This is a genomic window from Shewanella sp. HN-41, assembly GCF_000217915.1.
Classification (GTDB): Bacteria; Pseudomonadota; Gammaproteobacteria; order Enterobacterales; family Shewanellaceae; genus Shewanella.
Map to the genome: position 1 here is coordinate 95,472 of NZ_AFOZ01000046.1, position 20,307 is coordinate 115,778.

Below are 20,307 nucleotides of genomic sequence, written 5' to 3' on the forward strand. Positions count from 1 at the left end.
GCGAATAATGAAGAAAAGAATTTTAGTCGCCGCCATTTTATTAGTCGGCCTTGGCGGCCTATTTGCGGTGAAATTGGATCCCCCAAAACCGGTCGAGCTAAAGAACGGATTTCTGTTCCCGCAGGCCTATGAAATAGCGCCCTTTGAATTGGTCGATCAACACAAGCAGGCTTTTACCAACGCCAGTTTGCAGGGAAAATGGAGCTTATTTTTTATCGGTTTTACCTTTTGCCCCGACGTTTGCCCGACGACCTTGAATAAACTCGCGGCGGCTTATCCCGAGTTAAACAAAATTGCACCCTTGCAGGTAGTATTTTTATCCGTAGACCCCAAACGGGACACACCGGATAAACTCCTGACCTATGTGAATTTTTTCAATCCAGAATTTAAAGCGGTCACGGGCGAGCAGACACAAATCTTCCCGCTCACCCGCAGCTTAGGACTGACCTATGCCATGGTAGGTGAAGGGGAAAACTATCAAGTCGACCATAGTGCGGGTTATGTGTTGGTGTCGCCGCAGGGAACGCGAGTCGCAGTATTTAAACCTACGGCAGCATTGGGCAAACCGCCGCAGGTGTTAAATGAGGAATTGATTAGCGATTTTGAAAAAATAGTGGCGCAATACCAACCGAGCCGTTGATCACTCTTTGACCCAAGAGCCATCGTCCTTTGGTCGCACCCAAGGCTGGGAAAACCAATAGTAACCATTGCGCGCCTTACTCGGCGCAGTGCAGTTATAACGCGAACGACCCGCAGGTAAGGCTAAATCCGCTTGAACACTAAACTCGGTTTCACTGAGCCAAGTCGGCTGTTTTGAACCTTGGCCTTGGATGTAGCACATCACTTGTTTAGCTGAGATATCGCTCATATCGAGGGTGACTTTTAGCTCAGGGCGCCAGTGGCCGCCCTTTAACTCAGGATCACTTGGGCTCTGTGCAATCACAGGCATATTCAAACTGTATAGTTTGGCCTTAAGGCTTTTTAAATCAGCATATTGTCCCGCAACAGGGAAACGCGGCAGTGCCGTTAATGGCGAATAGGGCCCGGCGGCACCCGATTGTTGCCCCAAGGCGATAAAGCCATTTTCGGTTAACATATCCTGCAAGGCTTGATTGTATTCACCATAGGGATAAGCCAGCATTTTGAAATTGTGTCCAGTGGCATCCAAGATGGCTTTTTCTGTGTCTAAAATATTGGCTTTTACCCGCGCTAGCCACTGCGCCTGTGATTCATTTTCTAAGGCGCGGATCAAATGTTCGTGGGCCCAACTGTGGTTAGCGATATCGGCGCCTTCCTTGGATAACTTTATCAACTCATCCCAGGTCATCATTTCGGTAAACTTTTGTTTAATCGGCTCAATTGCCACAAACAAGGTGTAGGGGAATCCAAATTCCTTTAGGATAGGATGCGCCGTAGTGGCTATGCTGCGATAACCATCGTCGAAGGTAATCGCGACTGTTTTCGCCGGTAAATCTTGTTTTTGCTTGATCGCTTCAACCACCTGAGAAAGCGGGATCACCTTAAAGCCATCATCGGCTAGAAACTGCATTTGCTCACGAAATTGCGCGGGCGTCACGCTAGTGGCCGCAGGAGTGGTTTCTGATACATGGTGATATTGCAGAATGACCACGGCATGGGCAGAAAACGTCATTAGCCCTATGAGTGCCAACAGCGCACGTTTAACCATAATGTGAACACCTCTGAAATTAATGAATACTGCTAAATCAACTTGGCTCGACCTAATGCTTAACGGCGCGAAGAATCGTCAATTACTCATCCTCGCCCTGCCGATGATACTCTCCAATATCACTATCCCACTGTTGGGCTTAGTCGATACGGCTGTTATAGGTCATCTGAGTGACGCTTATTATTTAGGGGGAGTCGCTGTCGGGTCAACGATTATCACATTAATCATTTGGTTATTGGGATTTTTGCGTATGGCGACCACAGGTTTAGTCGCGCAGGCCTATGGCGCAAATGATCTTCACGCCCAGCATAAACTCTTAGTCCAAGGCGCTATGCTGGCAGTGTTATTGGGCGCTGGCGTTATCGCGCTGCAAGTCCCGATATTAGATTTAGCACTAGGATTGTCCGAAGCGAGTAGCGAGGTCGAGCATTATTGCCGTGAGTATTTTCAGGTACGGATATGGTCAACACCCTTCGCCCTGCTCAACTTAGTGATGCTTGGCTGGCTATTGGGACGACAACAACCCAAGGCCGCCATGTGGCAGCTGATATTAGCCAACCTTGCCAATATTATTCTCGATGTAGTGTTTGTCCTCGGTTTAGGCTGGGGTGTTAAAGGCGCCGCCTTCGCCTCGGTCTTTGCCGATATCACCGCTTTCTCGGTGGCACTCACTATGGTGCTACAGCAACTTAAGCGCGCAGCCGATTTTCACTTATCCCAGCTATTACCCCATGTCACCCTGACGGGATATGGCGCATTGCTTAGGCTCAACACCGATATTTTTATCCGCAGCCTCTGCCTGCAAGCGGCCTTTGCCTTTATGACTTTTCATGGTGCGGGTCTGGGTGATAATACCGTTGCCGCCAATGCTGTGTTACTGAATTTACTGCTGTTAATCTCCTATGCACTCGATGGCATAGCCTATTACGCCGAGGCAGAAGTTGGCCGTGCCTATGGGCAAAAACAGGCGGAGCAATTAAGGGAGGCGGTGATCTTAGCGTGGAGCTGGTCGGCCATTACTGCGTTAGGGTTCTGCGCTGTATTCAGCCTTTTTGGTAGCAATATTATCACCCTACTGACCAGCATTAATGAGGTCAGAACCACGGCACAAGCCTATCTTATCTGGCTGATATTTTTACCTTTATGGTCTTTTAGCTCGTATTTATTCGATGGGGTCTATATAGGTGCAGCTAAGGGGAAAGTGATGCGCAACAGCATGATAATCGCCACCTTCGGCGCATTTTTCCCGACCTGGTATTTACTGCAGTCGCTATTATTGCCAGAGCAAGGTAATCATGCCCTTTGGGCCGCCATGAGCGCCTTTATGCTAACCAGAAGTCTCACTCTTGGGGGCCACTATTATTTCAGCAACGCCTTTTTGAATAAATAAATCTGTAAAGACAGTAGTTTACTCATCCTAAAATTATTATGATGCGACCCTTACAATTGTAACTAAAATGTAGCCCAATCATGAAAAGGATTTTTCCCCTGCTCTTCCTGCTGCTCTGCAACTCTGCTTTTGCCGACACAGCCCCCCTATTACCCGTCGAAGCCTTTGCCAGCATCCCCGATGTGAGCTCTGTGCAACTCTCCCCTAATGGCAAAAAACTCGCCTCGGTTGTTCGTGTCGAACTCCCCAAACTCAAGGGAACGGTTGTAAATATTCTCGATTTAGATACGGGAGAGAAAAACTATGCCATTCATACCGACAACCAAAAATTTGTCATCCTGTCTCTGCGGTGGGCAAACGACAATATCTTACTGATCAGTGCTAAGTTTCCGGCTAACCGTTACGGCACGCCGACAACCGAAACCCGCCTTGTTAAGTATGATTTGACCACGAAAAAGACCTCGAGTGTCCTTCCGCGCAGTGTCTTAGATCGTCTCAATTGGATCCCGCAACATCAGGGGCAAATTATCGATCTTATGGCAGATGATCCCGATAATATTTTACTGTCATTAGACGGAATGGGCGAAAACGTAGGCGAAGATAGTGTACTGAAAGTCAATTTAGCGCAGGGTAAATCCAGTTACACCCAAAATGCTAAAAAGAAGATCATCAGCTGGATTACCGACAGGCAGCACAAGGTCCGCATTTCTATCTATAACGATGAGACAGAGTACCGCATTTATGAACAACCAGAGCAGAAGAGTGATTCACGCTTGCTCTGGACCTTTAAAGCCTTCTCTGAAGACAGTGTCTGGCCCTTAGGTTTCGATGCTGACCCCAATATTCTCTACGTTCGCGCCTATCACAATGGTTTCGAGGCCATATTTAAGGTGAATCTGACCGATCCTAAGCTCACAAAAGAATTAGTCTATGCCAATGAAGAGACAGATGTCGAAGGCGAGTTACTTTATTCAGACCTAAAGCAAAGAGTGATTGGGATCAGCGAGGGGGACGGTGAGGAATACACCTTTTGGGACAAGGAATATGCTGGTCTGCAGAACGGCCTTAAAGCCGTGTTGCCCAATGCCCATAACTATATTACCCAGTTCAGTGCCAATGAGCGTCGTTACCTAGTGTATTCCACTAGCTCGACCGAGCCCGGTACTTATTATTTTGGCGATAGGGACGAAAAAACGCTTTATCCCATCGCTAACCGATACGGCAAGCTCAACAGTGAACTCCTCGCCGATACCCAGTATTTAACTTATGAGGCAAGGGATAAGCTCAAAATTAATGCTTACCTCACAGTGCCAAAGGGGCTTGAAGCCAAACAACTGCCGACAATTATTTTCCCCCACGGTGGGCCCATCAGTTACGACAGCAACGACTTCGATTACTGGGCACAGTTCTTCGCCAATCGTGGTTATGCGGTCTTTCGGATGAACTTCAGGGGCTCGGCGGGTTACGGCTTTGATTTTATGAAGGCAGGCCTGAAAAGCTGGGGACTCGAGATGCAAAACGACGTCGAAGACGGGACTCGCTACCTAATAGATCAAGGGATTAGCGACCCTAAACGTATTTGTATTGTCGGGGCTAGCTATGGGGGTTATGCGGCCTTAATGGGTGCGGCCATGACTCCCGACCTCTACCGCTGCGCGGTCAGTGTGGCCGGCGTAACAGACGTGGCGTACCTAGTAAAATCCAGTCGCAGATTTACCAATTATGAAGTCGTTAAAGAACAAATTGGCGATGATTTTAGCGCTCTCTATGACCGCTCACCGATCAGTAAAGCCGATAAAATTAACATCCCAGTATTGCTGTTACATGGCGATAAGGACAGAGTGGTTAAGGTTCAACATAGCCGAGAAATGTATGACGAACTCAAATCACTGAAAAAACCAGTGGAGTATATTGAGCTGGAAAATGGCGATCATCATCTGAGCAATAACGACAACAGACTCGCGACATTTAAGGCCTTAGATAAGTTCTTAGCCGATAATCTCAACCCTAAATTATAACTTAACAACAGCACTTTAAGCGAAAGCCAAATATAAAAAACGCGACTCTAAGGTCGCGTTTTTTATTCAGCTCAACCAACAAGATTAAGCGTAAGAATGCTCACCGTGTTGGTGATCTGTCACGTCACGCACACCCGTCAATTCACCGGGGAACATGTCTAACAGTTGTTTCTCGATACCATCCTTCAGGGTGATATCCACTTGAGAACAACCGTTACAACCACCACCGAACTGCAGTACGGCGACACCTTCTTTAGTGATCTCCACCAGCATGATATTACCGCCGTGGCTAGCAAGCTGAGGATTGATTTCAGCTTGAATAACATACTCGATACGCTCAACTAAGGGCGCATCACCCGCAACTTTACGCATTTTCGCATTAGGCGCTTTAAGCGTGAGTTGTGAGCCGAGTTGATCGGTTACGAAGTCAATGGTCGCTTCTTCAAGGAAAGGCGCACTCTTCTCATCGACCATAGCGTTAAAGCCATTGAACTCGAGTTCAATATCATCACTTTCAACCGCATCCTGTGGACAATAGGACACTCCACACTCGGCTTGAGCGGTGCCAGGGCTTATCACAAACACACGAATATGAGTGCCTTCAGGTTGATCTGCTAACAACTTAACAAAATGGGCTTGAGCCGCATCGGAAATAGTAATCATGAAAACCTGCTCCGTCAGGGGATACCTGAGTGTTTTAGTAAGAATTAGCCGTATGATACTCCGACTCACCTTTGCTTTGTAGTCCCTTGGGGAGCAAGTTTGTGGATTTTTGCCATAGCGATCACGATTTAACTGAGTCATTTGGGTGGATTAAAGGATAAAAGCGCAACCCATTAAAATCGAATAATGCTACTAAGACAGTCACTTGAGCGGGCATTCATGGAGGTTATAAACATACTTTTCATTCATTATCGAGATCATCCAACAAGCCTGGCGCCTCAGCCCTTGCCAAGCACCACACCTGAACATGCACGTAACGGGCCTCAAATAGACGGGCAATTTCGGCAACCGTAGTCCCAGTCGTCACAACATCATCCACCAAGGCAATACGCTGGAACTCAAAATCATCGGCGAGGATGAAGGCATCCTGTAAGTTACGTCGCCGCTGTGCCCCCGACAATCCCGCCTGCGGCCGAGTGTCTTGCTGGCGCGTCAATCCCTCACCCACTAATGGCAGTTGCAAGAGCTGTGATAACTCATGGGCAATTAACCACGCCTGATTAAATCCCCGTTGTTGTAAGCGTTTTGGATGCAATGGGACTGGCACTATCGCTTGCGGCAGAGTGATTAATCCATGCTGTTCTAATAGCTTAATTCGCGCCACTAAGGCGCGGCATAGCACAGGTAAAGCGGCAAGTTGACCTTGATATTTAATCGCACCTATCCAAGTGCCCAACCCTTGATGATAACTGCAGGGCGCAACGACTTTACGCGGCTGACGCTTCAGGCATTCACCGCAGTAATCCACTTGTAACTGCATTGACTTACCACATCCAAGGCAAATGGGGCCGTGGTACAGGCAGGTTTGCAGGCAAATAGCACAAATTCCCGATTCGGGCGCTTGCATGGATTGGTGGCACAGCAGACAACGGTTAGGTAAACTGCCCGCCAACCAAGTTGCAACTAAGCGATACGCTAGACGCAGGAATCGAGCTCCATCCTGCGACCAAATCCCTTTGTTATCGCGCAGCATACATTTATCCTAATTATTTTTAGAGGCATAGAGTGAACCAAGTGACCCACACACCTCAACCCTATGTGCATATTGACACCAGAGGCCAAGGGCCTGATGTGGTGATGCTCCACGGTTGGGGCGTTAACAGTGCCGTGTTTACGCCGTTGCAGGAGTCGCTCTCTGAGTATAGGGTGCACTACGTCGATCTGCCGGGCTTTGGACTAAGCCAACCCATTGCAGGCGAATTATCAGATTGGATCGAGGCTTTAGTGCAGGTACTCCCCGCACAGGGAATCTGGGCGGGTTGGTCATTGGGTGGGTTAGTGGCGACTCAAGCGGCGCTCAGTCACCCCTCACATATTAACGGTCTCATTACCATAGCCTCGTCCCCATGCTTTATGGCGAGGGAAGCTGAAGCATGGCCAGGGATCCCATCCGAAGTGCTTAACCAATTTGGCGAACAACTCGAGCAGAATCTACCTCGCACCATAGAACGTTTCTTAGCCATCCAAGCTATGGGGAGTGAAACCGCCAAAGAGGACATCAAACAACTGCGGGATCTCGTCCTCGCACGCCCCTTCCCCCATGCCATAGCCTTAACTCAAGGTCTTGAAATACTTGCAGGAATAGACTTAAGAGCGCAAATGCCAAATATACAACAACCTTGGCTGAGGATCTGGGGACGGCTTGATGGACTCGTGCCTAAACGGGTACAACCTAAAATGCCAACGGCGACTCAAATAGAAGATGTGATATTAGCCAAAGCCTCCCATGCCCCCTTCATTTCCCACCGAGATGAGTTTTTACAGGCATTTTTACCTTGGTTAGCACGGCAGACACGCTAGTGCTTTATCTTTGAGCAATTAATGGCTAGTATTTAACCATTAGTGCTCCAAGGAGTTTTCCATGTTAGTTGTCAGTAACTACCCCCAAGTCCCGCTAGCGACCACTAATGTCGCCACGGACACGGCTCGGGTCGACAACCAACTCAAACCTGTGGTCATCCCTCCCCAAGCAGCCACTAAAGGCCACGAAGAGCGCGCCTTCAATCCACAAAATGAACGCACGGCGGAACAAGCCCAGCAACAGGCACGTTTACTCGAGCAAAACCAACAACAGATCCAAGAAAAACAGCAGCAACAGCAATCCTCACAGCAGCAAAATCAACAGCAACAAGAGAAAAAAGCTCCCGTTCTAGTTGCAACTGTGCCTACACAGCCAAGAGCCTTGAAGATCGCCCCCCGAGGCCAAGCAGCACTGCAGCGAAAGGATATACGATTAAAGGTGGGTCAAAGCGCGATAAACTACGCCAGCACCAATACCAAAGCGAGCAATAGCCCAGCCCGCCAGCCCGTCCAGAGCGAGTCCCCCCAGTTTTACCAGCAGCTTGGGCAGCGTATCGGTCTATTTTACGAGCAACAGACTCAGCCAGATCAAGAACCCGCCATGTCAGCTTGGATTTAACTCTGCTCTCATTTTCCACAACAATGCCGCTATTTAGCGGCATTGTTATTTTTTCTTAATTAGTTAGCTAGGCGATAAAGCTCTTGCTGGTAGGCTAAGCTGCCCCATAACGCCCACCCTAGGGCCTTTGCCTCAAGGGCGTGGGCGGCGGGGGCACTAGGGGTTAACTGCTCCGTTTTCTCGTCATATTTGAAACCCTGTGCCGCTTTTTCGGGTTGCAACACAACGACATCTTTACCTTCCATCAGGGCGAAGTTTTTATCATATTGCATTAACGCGCGCCCCGGCCAATCGTCGCTCACCTGGGTAAGATCACGGCCGAGCATAGGGTAAGAATCTGAAATACCGATTAAAGATAACAAAGTGGGCGGTAAATCAATTTGACTCACAATGCGGTGATCGCGCTTAGGTTGAATCGCATCCCCGAGGATCAGCCCCGGAATACGAAAGCGCGACACGGGCACTAAATCCGCCCCGCCCACTCGGCTGTCATGGTCGGCAACCACAATAAAAATGGTGTCCTTCCAGTAGTCGGCATTTTTAGCGAGCTTGAAAAACTCCCCAATCGCATAATCGGCGTACTTTGCCGCATTATTACGGGTTTGTTTAGGTTGTTCGTAAAGCTCGATACGCTCGTCGGGGAATTCGAACGGATCGTGGTTACTCGAACTAAACACTAAACTAAAGAATGGCTTACCCTCACCGTGTAGACGTTCAAACTCGCTATTCGCCTTGCGCATTAAGTCTTCGTCAGAGGCGCCCCATGAACCCACAAAGGCGGGAGACTGATAGTCTTTTTGATCTATGATGTCGCTAAAACCGTTGCCGAGGAAGAAGCTGCGCATATTGTCAAAATGGCTTTCACCACCATAGATAAACTGGGTTGTATAACCATGACTTTTAAGAAGTTCTGCTATGGTAAAAAAACCTGTTTGACTCTTACCTAGCTTCACGACGGCGCGGGCGGGGGTTGGAGTAAAACCCGTTGTCATCGCCTCGATGCCGCGAACGGAGCGAGTGCCCGTTGCGTACAAATTATCGAAATACCAGCCTTCCTGCGATAATGCATCGATATTCGGTGTCAGGGGTAACCCACCTAGGCTTCCCACAAAACGGGCGCCCAAACTCTCTTGCAGTAGGATCACTAAGTTTTTTGGCTTACCGGTGAAACTCGCTTGGTTAAAACTCAATGAGGGTATATCCATTGAGGTAAAGGCACTTTCGGGACGACCACTTTCCCGCCGGATAGTGGCAATAATCTCGGCATTATCGAGTTTGCCATACACTTTCGATGCATCGGCCTCACTGCCCATCTGTTTGATGGCAAACACTAATGAATAGGCCGAGTTAATCACTAAAGAGTTCACTAGTGGATCGTCGGCAAAGGCCACCATAGCGGGGTTAATCGGCCTATGGCCTAAGGTTGAACGGGCCCCCAATAGTGTCATGGCGATAACAAGTACCGCCAGCACAGGGCGCCAATACCAGCGCGGGAAACGGATATTCTTCGTGAGCTTACCGCTTAAAACCCAGCCACCCCAGAGTGTTCCTATCGTTAATAGCACGGAGAAGATCAGTTCGAGTTTGCGCCCCGCCCATAACATGGAAATCACTTCTTTAGGGTAAATCAAGTATTCCACATACAAACGGTTAGGGCGGATACCGTATTCTTCAATGAAGGCTGGTGTCGATACCTCTAGGAAGAGAATGATCCACAGGCCAAGAGTCAACCACAGCCTTAGTATCGACTGCCAAACTCGACCGATTACATGATCACCCGAAAACAACGCCGTCCCAAGGGCTGCAATACCCCACAGCCAGCACAGGGTCGCTAGATCGACGCGTAACCCTTGGATTAACAGGTGTGACCATCCGTCTACCGCACTCACTCGTTCGGCTTGCCATAGGCCTAAACCGATACGACTAACGCTCGCAATTAACAGGACTAATAGACAAAAAATGAAAATGGCGCGAAAAGGCCCATGGGCGCGCTGGCGTCCGCGAGCAGAGAAACCTGACAGCATGTATTACCCCAAAACAATCAATTTCCACTCAGCTTTGGAGTGTCTATTTGAAAAAAAACTAGGAAGAAGTTGCCCTATGACAACCTATTTGGCTTAAGGTTGCATTAAATTGCCGCCTTTATAGTCTCGATGGCAGCAAAAATGCAACAATTTTATGACTGGCGGGTAAAAAAACATCGACTCGGACACAGGTCTGTCCGAGTCTGACATCATGGCTTACTTTTTCAGTTTAGCGAAGGCATCGGCAAAGGCGTTACCCATGGCCGCATTAGCTGGCGCTTTGGGCGCAGGCTTTTGGGCAGGACGCGCCGCAGGTTTTGCCGATTGTTGGGCTTTACCATTATGCGTCTTTGCAGGGTTGTGGGGTCTTGGCTGCGATTTACTCTGATCTATCGCTTCATCCAAGCGCATACTCAGGCCGATACGGCGGCGCTCGACATCCACCTCCATCACTTTCACTTTTACTACATCACCCGCTTTCACCACAGTGTGGGGATCGCTGATAAATTTGTCGGTCAGTGAAGAGATATGCACCAATCCATCTTGATGTACGCCGATGTCGACAAAGGCGCCAAAGTTAGTCACGTTGGTCACCACACCTTCGAGGATCATTTCGGGTTTTAAATCCTTAAGCTCCTCAACCCCGTCCTTAAACTTAGCGGTTTTAAACTCACCACGGGGATCGCGCCCAGGCTTATCCAGCTCGGCTAAAATATCCGTCACGGTCGGCAAACCAAACTCGGGGGTAGTAAACTCCTTGGCGTTAATGTTTCGCAGCAGATCCGAGTTGCCAATCAGGCTGGTTAAGTCCACCTGTTTAGCCTTAGCGATGGTTTCGACTAGCGAATAGGCCTCGGGGTGCACAGAAGAAGCATCGAGCGGATTGCTACCTTCACGGATACGCAAAAATCCCGCCGCTTGCTCATAGGCCTTAGGCCCTAAACGTGGCACTTTAAGCAGCTCTTTACGGTTGGTAAATTGGCCATTGGCATCGCGGTAATCGACGACATTTTTCGCTAATGTCTTGTTTAAACCCGCCACTTGCGCCAATAACGGCACAGAGGCCATATTGAGATCCACACCCACACCGTTTACGCAGTCTTCCACCACGGCTTCGAGTGAGCTGGATAACTGGCTCTGGCTGACATCGTGCTGATACTGCCCTACGCCGATAGATTTAGGCTCGATTTTCACTAACTCGGCGAGCGGATCCTGCAAACGACGGGCGATAGACACGGCGCCGCGAATAGAAACGTCCAGATCCGGAAACTCCAGCGCCGCAAGCTCTGATGCCGAATACACAGAAGCGCCCGCTTCACTGACCATGACTTTAGTCAACTGTGGCTGCGACTCTTTAACGCTAGCAATGAGTTCGGCGGCCAGCTTGTCAGTTTCCCGCGAAGCCGTACCGTTGCCAATCGCAATCAACTCCACCTTATGCATCTGTACTAGGTTGGCGAGGGTACGAATGGACTTGTCCCATAAATTTTGTGGCGCATGGGGGAAGATAGTCGTGTGAGCCACTAATTTGCCGGTATTATCGACCACGGCAACTTTAACTCCGGTACGTAAACCGGGGTCGAGTCCCATAGTCGCTTTGGCACCCGCGGGCGGCGCCATCAGTAAATCACCTAAATTACGGGCAAACACTTTAATCGCTTCGGCTTCGGCACGCTCACGCATTTGCGAAATAAACTCGGTTTCCATTTGCAGGGCGATCTTAATGCGCCATGTGGCCGTGACAACGGTTTTAAGCCACTGGTCGACGCTGCTGTCACCCAGTTTTAGCTTTAAATGCTCACTAATAATGACTTCGCAGTAACTGCCCTGACCCACTTCTAAGCCGGGATCGGCATTCATAGATAAAGATAAGAAACCCTCATTTCGCCCCCGTAACATGGCCAAGGCGCGGTGTGAAGGCACCTTTGCCAAGGGCTCAGTGTGCTCAAAATAATCACGGAATTTTGCGCCTTCTTTCTCTTTGCCAGCAATTAAACGGCTTTCTAACACACTGTTTTGGCTTAGATGGTCACGTATTTTGCGCAATAGCTCGGCATCTTCTGCGTAGCGTTCCATCAAAATATAACGGGCGCCTTCGAGCACGGCTTTGATATCGCCAAAGCCCGCTTCCACATTCAAATAACCCGTCGCCATAGCCTCAATATCGGCGTTGCGATCCCCAAGCAGCGCATCGGCTAATGGTTCAAGCCCCGCTTCTATGGCAATTTGGCCCTTAGTGCGGCGCTTAGGCTTGAAGGGTAAATAGAGATCTTCGAGGCGCGTTTTACTGTCGGCGTTATCGATATCTTGTTGTAACTGTGCGGTTAATTTTCCCTGCGCCTGAATGCTAGACAAAATCACTTGGCGACGATCATTGAGCTCCCGTAGGTAACCTAAACGCGTGTACAAGGTACGCAGCTGCGTATCGTCTAAACCACCGGTGGCTTCTTTACGGTAACGGGCAATGAAGGGCACTGTTGCACCATCGTCGAGTAGGCCGATGGTTGCGCTCACTTGTTGCTCACGAACATTCAGTTCTTGAGCGATAATGTGAGCGATGTTATGGACAGAGTTATGGGCATTAGTTTGCATAGATAAAGTGTCGCGCCTAACGGGTTATATGGGTCATTATTGCGCTCAAGATACCACAGGCGCAGGATCAATTTCATGCTAAAGCCAGCGTCAAATCACAGAGTTTGATCTTCTGGGCGATGCTTTTCGAACACTTGGGCTGATTACTCCGGCAATCGCAGGCTTAATCCGCTTCGCCGACGAGGGGTGTTTCGAATGGCGTGTAACGGATCTCGTTGATATACCATTCTTTTGGGCCAGAAGGGGTTTGCACCACAACCTCATCATCCACTTGCTTACCGATTAATGCACGCGCCATGGGGGAATCGATAGTGATATAGCCAAGTTTAGTATCGAGTTCATCTTTACCAACGATACGGTAACGCACTCGCTCTGCGGCATCATTCTCGAGTTCAAACCAAGCACCGAAGTAAATCTTACCCTCCTGCTGGGGTGAGTAATCGACTATTTTCAGCTCTTCGAGGCGCTTAACCAGATAACGAACACGACTATCTATCTGACGCAAAAGCCTTTTATTGTAAGTGTAATCCGCGTTCTCGCTTCGGTCTCCCTGCGCGGCCGCTTCCTGCACTTTGAGGGTGATCTGCGGCCGATATTCCTTCCACAGGTACTTTAATTCTTTATCTAAGGTCAACCAGCCTTGGCGGGTGATCAAATGCGCTTTCATGTTATGACTCAATCATTGAATAAAATTGCCGCTATTAAAACGGGCCAATATTGACTGATAATACTCAGACTCACAGCCAAAGTTAACAACCTATCGAGCAGCATTCCAACACTCCCCAAGCTAAAATGCCAATTTAGTTACAATTTCATGTGCATAGTGAATAAATGCAATGATTCCCATGCAATTTCATTTGCTTAGTATTAACATTGGACGAAAATAATCCGCATTAAGCACATACTCACTTAGATGATGAGCTAGTCGCTTAGGCTGAATGCGGCTATATTAGGCGGATTCGTTTTCAATTTCAGCTAGTTAATCTTAACTGCATTAGGGCCACACGCATAAAAGCAGTAATCCGAGCAATTTAAGGACATCCCATGGGACAAGAAACCTCGAAAATCCTCGTTGTCGATGATGATATGCGCCTTAGGGCGTTACTCGAGCGTTACCTGATGGAGCAAGGCTACCAGGTACGCAGCGCGGCCAATGCCGAGCAGATGGACCGTCTATTGGAACGTGAAAACTTCCATCTTTTGGTGCTCGATCTCATGCTACCCGGCGAAGATGGCTTATCCATCTGCCGTCGTTTGCGTCAACAGGGAAACCCTATTCCTATCGTGATGCTGACTGCCAAGGGCGATGAGGTTGATCGCATTATTGGGTTAGAACTAGGCGCCGACGATTATCTACCTAAACCCTTTAATCCAAGGGAATTACTGGCGCGAATTAAAGCCGTGATGCGCCGCCAAACCCCAGATGTCCCCGGCGCGCCGGCACAGCAGGAAGCCGAGATCAGTTTCGGTGAATTCTCCCTCGATTTAGCCACCCGCGAGATGTACCACGGCGACGAAGCTATCGCTCTCACCAGCGGTGAGTTTGCGGTGCTCAAGGTATTGGTCACTCATCCACGGGAACCGTTATCCCGGGATAAACTGATGAACCTTGCCCGCGGCCGTGATTATTCGGCATTGGAACGCTCGATTGACGTGCAGGTATCCCGCCTGCGCCGTTTGATTGAAAAAGATCCGGCAAATCCAAGGTATATTCAAACCGTGTGGGGCTTAGGCTATGTGTTTGTACCCGATGGTGCGGCGCGTCGATGAGCCGCGTTGCCATCTTAATCTCCTGCGGTTATTGAGCTCACGATGAAACTTAAGTGGTGGCAGCGATTAATCCCCCGCAGTGCATTTAGCCAAACCGTGATGCTGATTGGTTGCCTATTACTGATCAATCAGCTGGTGTCTTACCTCACGGTTGCCGTGTATGTGCTTAAGCCAAGCTATCAGCAAATCAACCAGTTAATCGCCCGCCAAGTCAAATTATTGTTTGTTGATGGTATAGATATTGGCCGCGAGCACTTGACCATAGTCGATGCCCTCAATGCCAAAGTCCGTGACGATGGGATGAAAATCTACAATCAGCAGCAGGCCAGAGAGGCGGGGATAGAACAGGCGACCTATTACGGTTTTTGGTCATCGCAAATGTCGGAGTACCTCGGCGGTGAAGCCGAAGTGCGCGTCACCCACGGCAGTGTGTTACAGATTTGGATCCGCCCTCCCCAAGCGCCTTCGGTGTGGATAAAAGTGCCACTTATCGGCCAGAATGTCTCCGATCTTTCGCCGCTCACCCTCTATTTATTGGTGATAGGCGCACTCAGTGTCGCCGGTGGTTGGTGGTTTGCCCGCCAGCAAAATCGCCCACTCAGACGACTACAAAGGGCTGCTATCTCAGTTTCCCGCGGGGAATTTCCAGAGCCATTACCCCTTAAAGGGTCGAGTGAGATTGTCGAGGTAACCAACGCCTTCAACCAGATGGCCCGCAGCATGAAGCAACTGGAACAGGATAGAGCCCTATTGATGGCGGGAATTTCCCATGATTTACGCACGCCACTCACGCGTATTCGCCTCGCATCCGAGATGATGGTGGAGGAAGATCAATATCTTAAAGACGGTATAGTGAACGATATTGAGGATATGGATGCCATTATCAGCCAGTTTATTGCCTATATTCGCCAAGATCAGGAAACCAATCTCGAGCCGGGACAAATTAATAAACTCATTCAGGATATCGCACAGGCAGAAGCCAATCGCGAGGGCAAAATCGAAGTCGTGCTCACGGACTGTCCCGAAGCCCTGTTCCAGAGCATCGCCATTAAGCGGGTCTTGAGTAACTTAGTCGAAAATGCCTTCCGTTATGGTTCTGGCTGGGTGCGGATCAGCTCGCAATTCGATGGGCAACGTATCGGTTTTAGTGTCGAAGATAATGGCCCTGGAATAGACGAGTCACAAATTCCCAATCTTTTTCAGCCATTTACCCAAGGCGACATCGCTCGCGGCAGTGTGGGTTCGGGGCTGGGGCTTGCGATCATCAAGCGGATTATCGATAGACATCAAGGGCAGATCAAACTCTCTAACCGCGCCGAAGGTGGCTTAAAAGCCCAGGTGTGGTTGCCACTGGAATAGTCCAAGATCACAGATTTGCAGTTAAGCTGACTAGGCTAGCTTCAACATTGGCCTTGTCATATTAATGTCACGTTAAATTCATAAACTCGGAGCAGTTAACTCGCTCTGTCCATTATGAAGATTGCAAAATGAAAATTTCAACGCTGTCGCTCTCTGCCTCCGCCCTGTTGTTATTGCTTGCGGGGTTATTAGCCGCCGTCGTGCTATGGAGCAGCGATCAGCGGCAACATATTGAGCAACAAGCTCAGACATTGCAAAGCATTCAACAGGATTTTCTCGTCGGCGTACGCCGCGATCTCGATGGTTACTTAGCCAATGGTACTGCCAACCAGCTTGAACAGGCTAAAGCTAAGCTCATCGTAATTAAAACTCAGCTCACTGAACTCAATCTCGCCGCCACGGGCTCAGCCGATAATGAACTGCAGCTCAGCCTGAACCAGTTTATTCAAGATTTAGACACTAAATACCGCGCCGCAGGCAAACTCGCAGCGAACCCGAGGCAACTGCTCGCCCACGCCGAGTCAGAAATGCTCGACTATAACCGTCGCCTCGGCAGCTACGCCGATAAAGGCTTAGTAATCAATGCCGTAGTCGCCGAGCAATATCTGCAATTAAGCCGCAATTTACCCTCTATCGTCTATCAACTTTCCCAACTGACCGATGGTTATCTTATCGGCAAAAATCAGCAGCTCAAGGGCATTTTAGACAGCACCAGTAAGGAATTAACTCACTGGCATGACGCCCTTAACGCACTGCCACTAATCGGTGTATATGAGCAGCAGGAAGCCGATGAATTTGCCCTTGGTGGTAGCGAGCCTGAACAGATTGAAATCGGCGAGAGTGACCGCAGTGAACTACTGAGCCTCGCCAATAGATACAATAAAGAGGTCGCCAATACCCACCAATTGGTGCAAGCCAACCAAGAAATGCAAGATCAACTCATTCAAGCTGTTAGCAATATGGAACAACAGCTTATTGGTTTAGGCGATGCGCAGGCGGCGAAGAATCAGCAACTTAAATACGAGTTGCAACTGATCCTCTATACCATGGTTTCGATTATGGCCTTATTTGCCATAGGTTATCTGATCCTGCAGCAGAATCGGGTCGTCAAGCCGCTTAAACGCCTCAATCAGGCCTTTATGAAGTTAAGCGAGTCCAATAACCGGGAGCGTTTAGACATTAATCGGCGCTGTGAAACGGGCCAAATTGCAGGGCATTTCAATCAATTGTTACAACGATTTGAGCAGGAAGATGAAACCCAACGTCAGCAAATGACTAAGGTTTCCCAATCCTTAAGTCAGTTGGTGGCGCGTATCACCCAGCTATCCCAACATACTGAGCATACGCAAACGATTGTGAGCGATACTCAAACCCAAACTGAACATATCCGTCACTTAGCCCATGAGGTCAGCCACACCTCGGAATTAGTTGAGCAAAGCGCCGCCGAAACTATGCGCCAGATGCAATCGAGCCAAACCGAAGCCGAAGCCGTGCTCAGCGCCACAGAGCAAACACAGACCGCCGTCGGACTTTGTCATGCCTCCCTCGAAAGCCTGAATAACTCAGTAACTGACGTGTCCAAAATCATTGATGTGATTGGTAATATCGCCGAACAAACTAACTTACTCGCCCTCAACGCTGCCATAGAAGCCGCCCGCGCAGGCGAACAGGGTCGCGGCTTTGCCGTGGTCGCCGATGAGGTGCGAAGCTTAAGCCAGCGCACCCAAGTGTCCTTAAATGAAATAGTGAAAATCCTGCAACAACTCACCCAATCGAACCATGCCCTCGGTGAGAGTGTCGACGGCATAGCCCAGGCCACCAGCAGCCAAAAACTGCGGGCACAAAGTTTATGGCAGGTAGCGCAAACGGTGCAAAACCAAGCCAGTGAAATGGCCAACACCGCCAAACAGGGCTCGCTTAATGCTAAAGAACAGGTCGATTATCTCGATGAATTTGTGCGCACTATGGACAATTTAAAGGCACAGGCACAAACCAGTTCACAACAGAGTGAAGTCATAGCCCAAGAAGTGCAGCAGAGCGTCGAAGATATAGAAACCAGCCTAGGTATCGGCGATACCCAAGGTTTCTCCCAAGCACGCGCCGCTTAAGGTGTTTGCAGTAATAACAATGGGAGCCTAGGCTCCCATTGTTATTTTTGATACCAGCAAATTAGAGTGCGGCTAACACTACTTCGGCTTTGCTGACCTCGAATGACTTTGGTGCTTCAACATTGAGCAGGGTCACTACGCCATTGTCGATAATCATGGCGTAACGCTGCGAGCGCACACCACCAAAACCTGCGGTATCCATCTCGAGTCCTAACGCCTTAGTAAAACTGGCATCGCCATCGGCTAACATCATCAGTTCTGAGGCATTTTGTGCTTCGCCCCAGGCTTTCATCACAAAGGCATCGTTCACAGAGACACAGGCAATCAAATCCACACCTTTGGCTTTAAACTCATCAGCCAGTACCACATAACCTGGTAAATGCGCTTCGGAGCAGGTTGGCGTGAAGGCGCCAGGCACCGCAAATAGCACCACCTTTTTACCCGCGAACAGTTCGGTAACTTGATGATTTACCATGCCATCTTTAGTCAGTTGACTTAATGTGGCCGCGGGTAATGTTTGACCTTGAGCAATCATGGTTCTTTCCTTAAGTTAAAGTAACCCGCCCATACTAGCCCTATTTCCCCAAGATAAACACCGAGAGAAAACGTGGAATTAGGCTCGCTTGAAACGGCGACTCAGTCCACCGCATAGGCCGAGGAAGATCAAACTCCATATAGATAAAGAACCGCCACTTTCTTCAATAACGATAACCTCACTTTCCCTGTCCCTATCACTACTTTCCAGTGGCAGTGCATACAAACCATCGGTTTCATCGGCGCTAATGGTCGCCACTATATCGCTGTAGCCCACTTCATACACATCGATTAATACATCGTAGTGATCCGTCGCATAACCCGAGTAGAGCGTGGTCAACACTTCATAGTCATCCTGGGTCGAATCACCGTAAATGGTAAATACATCCGTAGTGTAGTAATGCACCCAAGGCCCACCATTGCGGCTAAGGTACAATTCGGCAAAGAGATCGGCGCGCTCATTCAGATATGCTCCAAACACATCCACATCAAATGTCACGCTAAAGGTTTGATAAAAGCCATCGTAATCAAAATCTTCGAACATGCGACTACTGGCATCAAAAATCGCAAAACTATGGTATACGGGTGCGAGATAGGGATCTTCACTGACTGCACTCGAGCTAGGGATTGGCTGACTCACATGTTTTGCTATCACTTGTTCGCGGGTCATGGGGGCCGTGCCCATCAACTGTACGCGATTGGTATTCGGGCCCTTGGCCGAGAAAGATGGCGCTAAAGACTTCACCGCAACCGCTGCGGCCTCACCCACTGTTTGGGCGGGTGCCGACTGTTGCAGTAGGCTTAAGGCTTGCTGCTCTTGTTCTGCAGCTTGTTCGGCATCGGCTTTTTTCGCCATGCCAATACTGGCCGCACTAAAGGGAGCCAAGCTTGGCTCATCGATGGACTCTGCGCTCACCGTTGTCGGTGCCAGTAATGCACCTGCCAATACCATCGCCTTAACGAAGGCGGAGTTCACTGTGGCTGCCATACCTAGTTGTTTAAGTGTGTTCATCTTGAATACCCCATGGATAATCCGTTCAAATTGATGACATTAAAGGGCACCCAATGTGAACATAGGCTGAACATATTTATCCGTTTCTATTCAGCCGGCAATGCGTTCAGCCTCAATTCATCTGCCTTAAATGACACTAAGGTGAATAGCCTGGGCTAAGGATAAGACTCACTCGCTGTGGATCAGTTCAACCCGTTAACAAGAAGGGCTAACCAGAGTGATTATCCCAGTGAATTTTGAAGGATTTGTGTTAACCCATTGGTCGATCTCTAGGCGTTTGTTCAGGTGATAAGGTATTCTTAGTCGACTCGATAAGTTATCCACCTAACTATTTACTTAAGATCGTCGAACATTCGCGGGTACCAGATATGAAACTTGGTTTGACACTGCCACTGATCGCTTGCTTGTGCATATCCCTTAGCTGTATGGCGGGAAATGATAAACAGGATGATCGCAACCAATCTCGTAATCAAGGGGCTAAACATGAGCAGCGTCGCCTCGTGGTTAACAGCCCAGATCAGGCCGTGGCTATGGTGCAGCGCCAATACCGTGGCAAAGTGCTGAGTGTGCAATCGAGTGGTACTGGCTATCGCGTCAAAATCCTCAATAACGATGGGCAGGTCTTTTCCGTATCGGTAGATGCCGCCACGGGCCGGGTGTCGAGGAACTAA

General features: G+C 49.1%; 17 protein-coding genes. 9 read left to right on the plus strand and 8 right to left on the minus strand.

Translation table 11 applies throughout. The features are described 5' to 3' along the window. Positions 1 to 7 precede the first annotated feature (7 nt). On the plus strand, positions 8 to 640 hold the full coding sequence (locus SOHN41_RS18575) for an SCO family protein (protein WP_007652030.1): 633 nt from the start codon (positions 8 to 10) through the stop codon (positions 638 to 640). Here SOHN41_RS18575 and SOHN41_RS18580 read toward each other — a convergent pair whose 3' ends face one another. Further along, on the minus strand, positions 641 to 1,687 hold the full coding sequence (locus SOHN41_RS18580) for a polysaccharide deacetylase family protein (RefSeq protein ID WP_007652032.1): 1,047 nt from the start codon (positions 1,685 to 1,687) through the stop codon (positions 641 to 643). A 22-nt stretch (positions 1,688 to 1,709) separates the two neighbouring features. Here SOHN41_RS18580 and SOHN41_RS18585 point away from each other — a divergent pair, with 22 nt between their 5' ends. Together SOHN41_RS18585 and SOHN41_RS18590 are read left to right on the plus strand one after the other, a co-directional pair. After that, entirely contained in the window at positions 1,710 to 3,077 is a 1,368-nt protein-coding gene (locus SOHN41_RS18585) for an MATE family efflux transporter (protein ID WP_007652033.1), read from the plus strand. 80 nt (positions 3,078 to 3,157) lie between these two features. Continuing rightward, the gene (locus tag SOHN41_RS18590; protein ID WP_007652034.1) at positions 3,158 to 5,095 is read left to right on the plus strand and encodes an alpha/beta hydrolase family protein; all 1,938 of its coding nucleotides are present in this window, start codon (positions 3,158 to 3,160) and stop codon (positions 5,093 to 5,095) included. An 84-nt stretch (positions 5,096 to 5,179) separates the two neighbouring features. On the opposite strand, the gene nfuA is transcribed toward SOHN41_RS18590, so the two are convergent. Together nfuA and SOHN41_RS18600 are read right to left on the minus strand one after the other, a co-directional pair. Then, a complete protein-coding gene (nfuA, locus tag SOHN41_RS18595) occupies positions 5,180 to 5,758 on the minus strand; it encodes a Fe-S biogenesis protein NfuA (protein ID WP_007652035.1) in 579 nt (192 codons plus the stop codon). A 241-nt stretch (positions 5,759 to 5,999) separates the two neighbouring features. After that, positions 6,000 to 6,791, minus strand: a complete 792-nt coding sequence (locus tag SOHN41_RS18600; RefSeq protein ID WP_007652038.1) for an amidophosphoribosyltransferase — start codon at positions 6,789 to 6,791, stop codon at positions 6,000 to 6,002. Positions 6,792 to 6,823: 32 nt separating this feature from the next. Here SOHN41_RS18600 and bioH point away from each other — a divergent pair, with 32 nt between their 5' ends. Beyond that, positions 6,824 to 7,618 carry a pimeloyl-ACP methyl ester esterase BioH gene (gene bioH, locus SOHN41_RS18605; protein WP_007652045.1) on the plus strand — a complete coding sequence of 265 codons (795 nt, stop codon included), beginning with the start codon at positions 6,824 to 6,826 and terminating at the stop codon, positions 7,616 to 7,618. Between the two features lie 61 nt (positions 7,619 to 7,679). Further along, complete coding sequence (locus SOHN41_RS18610; RefSeq protein WP_007652048.1) at positions 7,680 to 8,237, plus strand: hypothetical protein; 558 nt, start codon at positions 7,680 to 7,682, stop codon at positions 8,235 to 8,237. A 59-nt stretch (positions 8,238 to 8,296) separates the two neighbouring features. On the opposite strand, the gene SOHN41_RS18615 is transcribed toward SOHN41_RS18610, so the two are convergent. The 3 genes from SOHN41_RS18615 to greB all read right to left on the minus strand — a co-directional run bounded on the left by SOHN41_RS18615 (position 8,297) and on the right by greB (position 13,520). Then, complete coding sequence (locus tag SOHN41_RS18615; protein ID WP_007652050.1) at positions 8,297 to 10,261, minus strand: LTA synthase family protein; 1,965 nt, start codon at positions 10,259 to 10,261, stop codon at positions 8,297 to 8,299. Positions 10,262 to 10,477: 216 nt separating this feature from the next. Continuing rightward, positions 10,478 to 12,853 carry a Tex family protein gene (locus SOHN41_RS18620; RefSeq protein WP_007652052.1) on the minus strand — a complete coding sequence of 792 codons (2,376 nt, stop codon included), beginning with the start codon at positions 12,851 to 12,853 and terminating at the stop codon, positions 10,478 to 10,480. Positions 12,854 to 13,016: 163 nt separating this feature from the next. After that, positions 13,017 to 13,520, minus strand: coding sequence for a transcription elongation factor GreB (gene greB / locus SOHN41_RS18625; protein ID WP_007652053.1), 504 nt, complete (start codon positions 13,518 to 13,520; stop codon positions 13,017 to 13,019). A gap of 377 nt (positions 13,521 to 13,897) precedes the next feature. Between greB and ompR the strand changes: the two genes are divergently transcribed. The 3 genes from ompR (at position 13,898) to SOHN41_RS18640 (ending at position 18,090) form a co-directional block, all read left to right on the plus strand. Continuing rightward, positions 13,898 to 14,623, plus strand: a complete 726-nt coding sequence (ompR, locus tag SOHN41_RS18630) for a two-component system response regulator OmpR (protein WP_007652054.1) — start codon at positions 13,898 to 13,900, stop codon at positions 14,621 to 14,623. A gap of 42 nt (positions 14,624 to 14,665) precedes the next feature. Continuing rightward, a complete protein-coding gene (gene envZ, locus SOHN41_RS18635; RefSeq protein WP_007652055.1) occupies positions 14,666 to 15,982 on the plus strand; it encodes a two-component system sensor histidine kinase EnvZ in 1,317 nt (438 codons plus the stop codon). 128 nt (positions 15,983 to 16,110) lie between these two features. Beyond that, positions 16,111 to 18,090, plus strand: coding sequence for a methyl-accepting chemotaxis protein (locus tag SOHN41_RS18640; RefSeq protein WP_007652056.1), 1,980 nt, complete (start codon positions 16,111 to 16,113; stop codon positions 18,088 to 18,090). 61 nt (positions 18,091 to 18,151) lie between these two features. On the opposite strand, the gene SOHN41_RS18645 is transcribed toward SOHN41_RS18640, so the two are convergent. Further along, positions 18,152 to 18,625, minus strand: coding sequence for a peroxiredoxin (locus SOHN41_RS18645; RefSeq protein WP_007652058.1), 474 nt, complete (start codon positions 18,623 to 18,625; stop codon positions 18,152 to 18,154). Positions 18,626 to 18,703: 78 nt separating this feature from the next. Continuing rightward, positions 18,704 to 19,636, minus strand: coding sequence for a choice-of-anchor H family protein (locus SOHN41_RS18650; RefSeq protein ID WP_007652060.1), 933 nt, complete (start codon positions 19,634 to 19,636; stop codon positions 18,704 to 18,706). Positions 19,637 to 20,004: 368 nt separating this feature from the next. Between SOHN41_RS18650 and SOHN41_RS18655 the strand changes: the two genes are divergently transcribed. Further along, positions 20,005 to 20,307, plus strand: a complete 303-nt coding sequence (locus tag SOHN41_RS18655) for a PepSY domain-containing protein (protein WP_037459675.1) — start codon at positions 20,005 to 20,007, stop codon at positions 20,305 to 20,307.

What these genes read in the sequence shown, in the direction of transcription:
- nfuA (WP_007652035.1), bottom strand. Translation starts at nt 5,758, where the DNA reads ATGATTACTATTTCCGATGCGGCTCAAGCCCATTTTGTTAAGTTGTTA.
- SOHN41_RS18590 (WP_007652034.1), top strand. Translation starts at nt 3,158, where the DNA reads ATGAAAAGGATTTTTCCCCTGCTCTTCCTGCTGCTCTGCAACTCTGCT.
- envZ (WP_007652055.1), top strand. Translation starts at nt 14,666, where the DNA reads ATGAAACTTAAGTGGTGGCAGCGATTAATCCCCCGCAGTGCATTTAGC.
- SOHN41_RS18650 (WP_007652060.1), bottom strand. Translation starts at nt 19,636, where the DNA reads ATGAACACACTTAAACAACTAGGTATGGCAGCCACAGTGAACTCCGCC.
- SOHN41_RS18585 (WP_007652033.1), top strand. Translation starts at nt 1,710, where the DNA reads ATGAATACTGCTAAATCAACTTGGCTCGACCTAATGCTTAACGGCGCG.
- SOHN41_RS18620 (WP_007652052.1), bottom strand. Translation starts at nt 12,853, where the DNA reads ATGCAAACTAATGCCCATAACTCTGTCCATAACATCGCTCACATTATC.
- SOHN41_RS18640 (WP_007652056.1), top strand. Translation starts at nt 16,111, where the DNA reads ATGAAAATTTCAACGCTGTCGCTCTCTGCCTCCGCCCTGTTGTTATTG.
- SOHN41_RS18615 (WP_007652050.1), bottom strand. Translation starts at nt 10,261, where the DNA reads ATGCTGTCAGGTTTCTCTGCTCGCGGACGCCAGCGCGCCCATGGGCCT.
- SOHN41_RS18645 (WP_007652058.1), bottom strand. Translation starts at nt 18,625, where the DNA reads ATGATTGCTCAAGGTCAAACATTACCCGCGGCCACATTAAGTCAACTG.
- SOHN41_RS18600 (WP_007652038.1), bottom strand. Translation starts at nt 6,791, where the DNA reads ATGCTGCGCGATAACAAAGGGATTTGGTCGCAGGATGGAGCTCGATTC.
- SOHN41_RS18575 (WP_007652030.1), top strand. Translation starts at nt 8, where the DNA reads ATGAAGAAAAGAATTTTAGTCGCCGCCATTTTATTAGTCGGCCTTGGC.
- SOHN41_RS18580 (WP_007652032.1), bottom strand. Translation starts at nt 1,687, where the DNA reads ATGGTTAAACGTGCGCTGTTGGCACTCATAGGGCTAATGACGTTTTCT.
- ompR (WP_007652054.1), top strand. Translation starts at nt 13,898, where the DNA reads ATGGGACAAGAAACCTCGAAAATCCTCGTTGTCGATGATGATATGCGC.
- SOHN41_RS18610 (WP_007652048.1), top strand. Translation starts at nt 7,680, where the DNA reads ATGTTAGTTGTCAGTAACTACCCCCAAGTCCCGCTAGCGACCACTAAT.
- SOHN41_RS18655 (WP_037459675.1), top strand. Translation starts at nt 20,005, where the DNA reads ATGAAACTTGGTTTGACACTGCCACTGATCGCTTGCTTGTGCATATCC.
- greB (WP_007652053.1), bottom strand. Translation starts at nt 13,520, where the DNA reads ATGAAAGCGCATTTGATCACCCGCCAAGGCTGGTTGACCTTAGATAAA.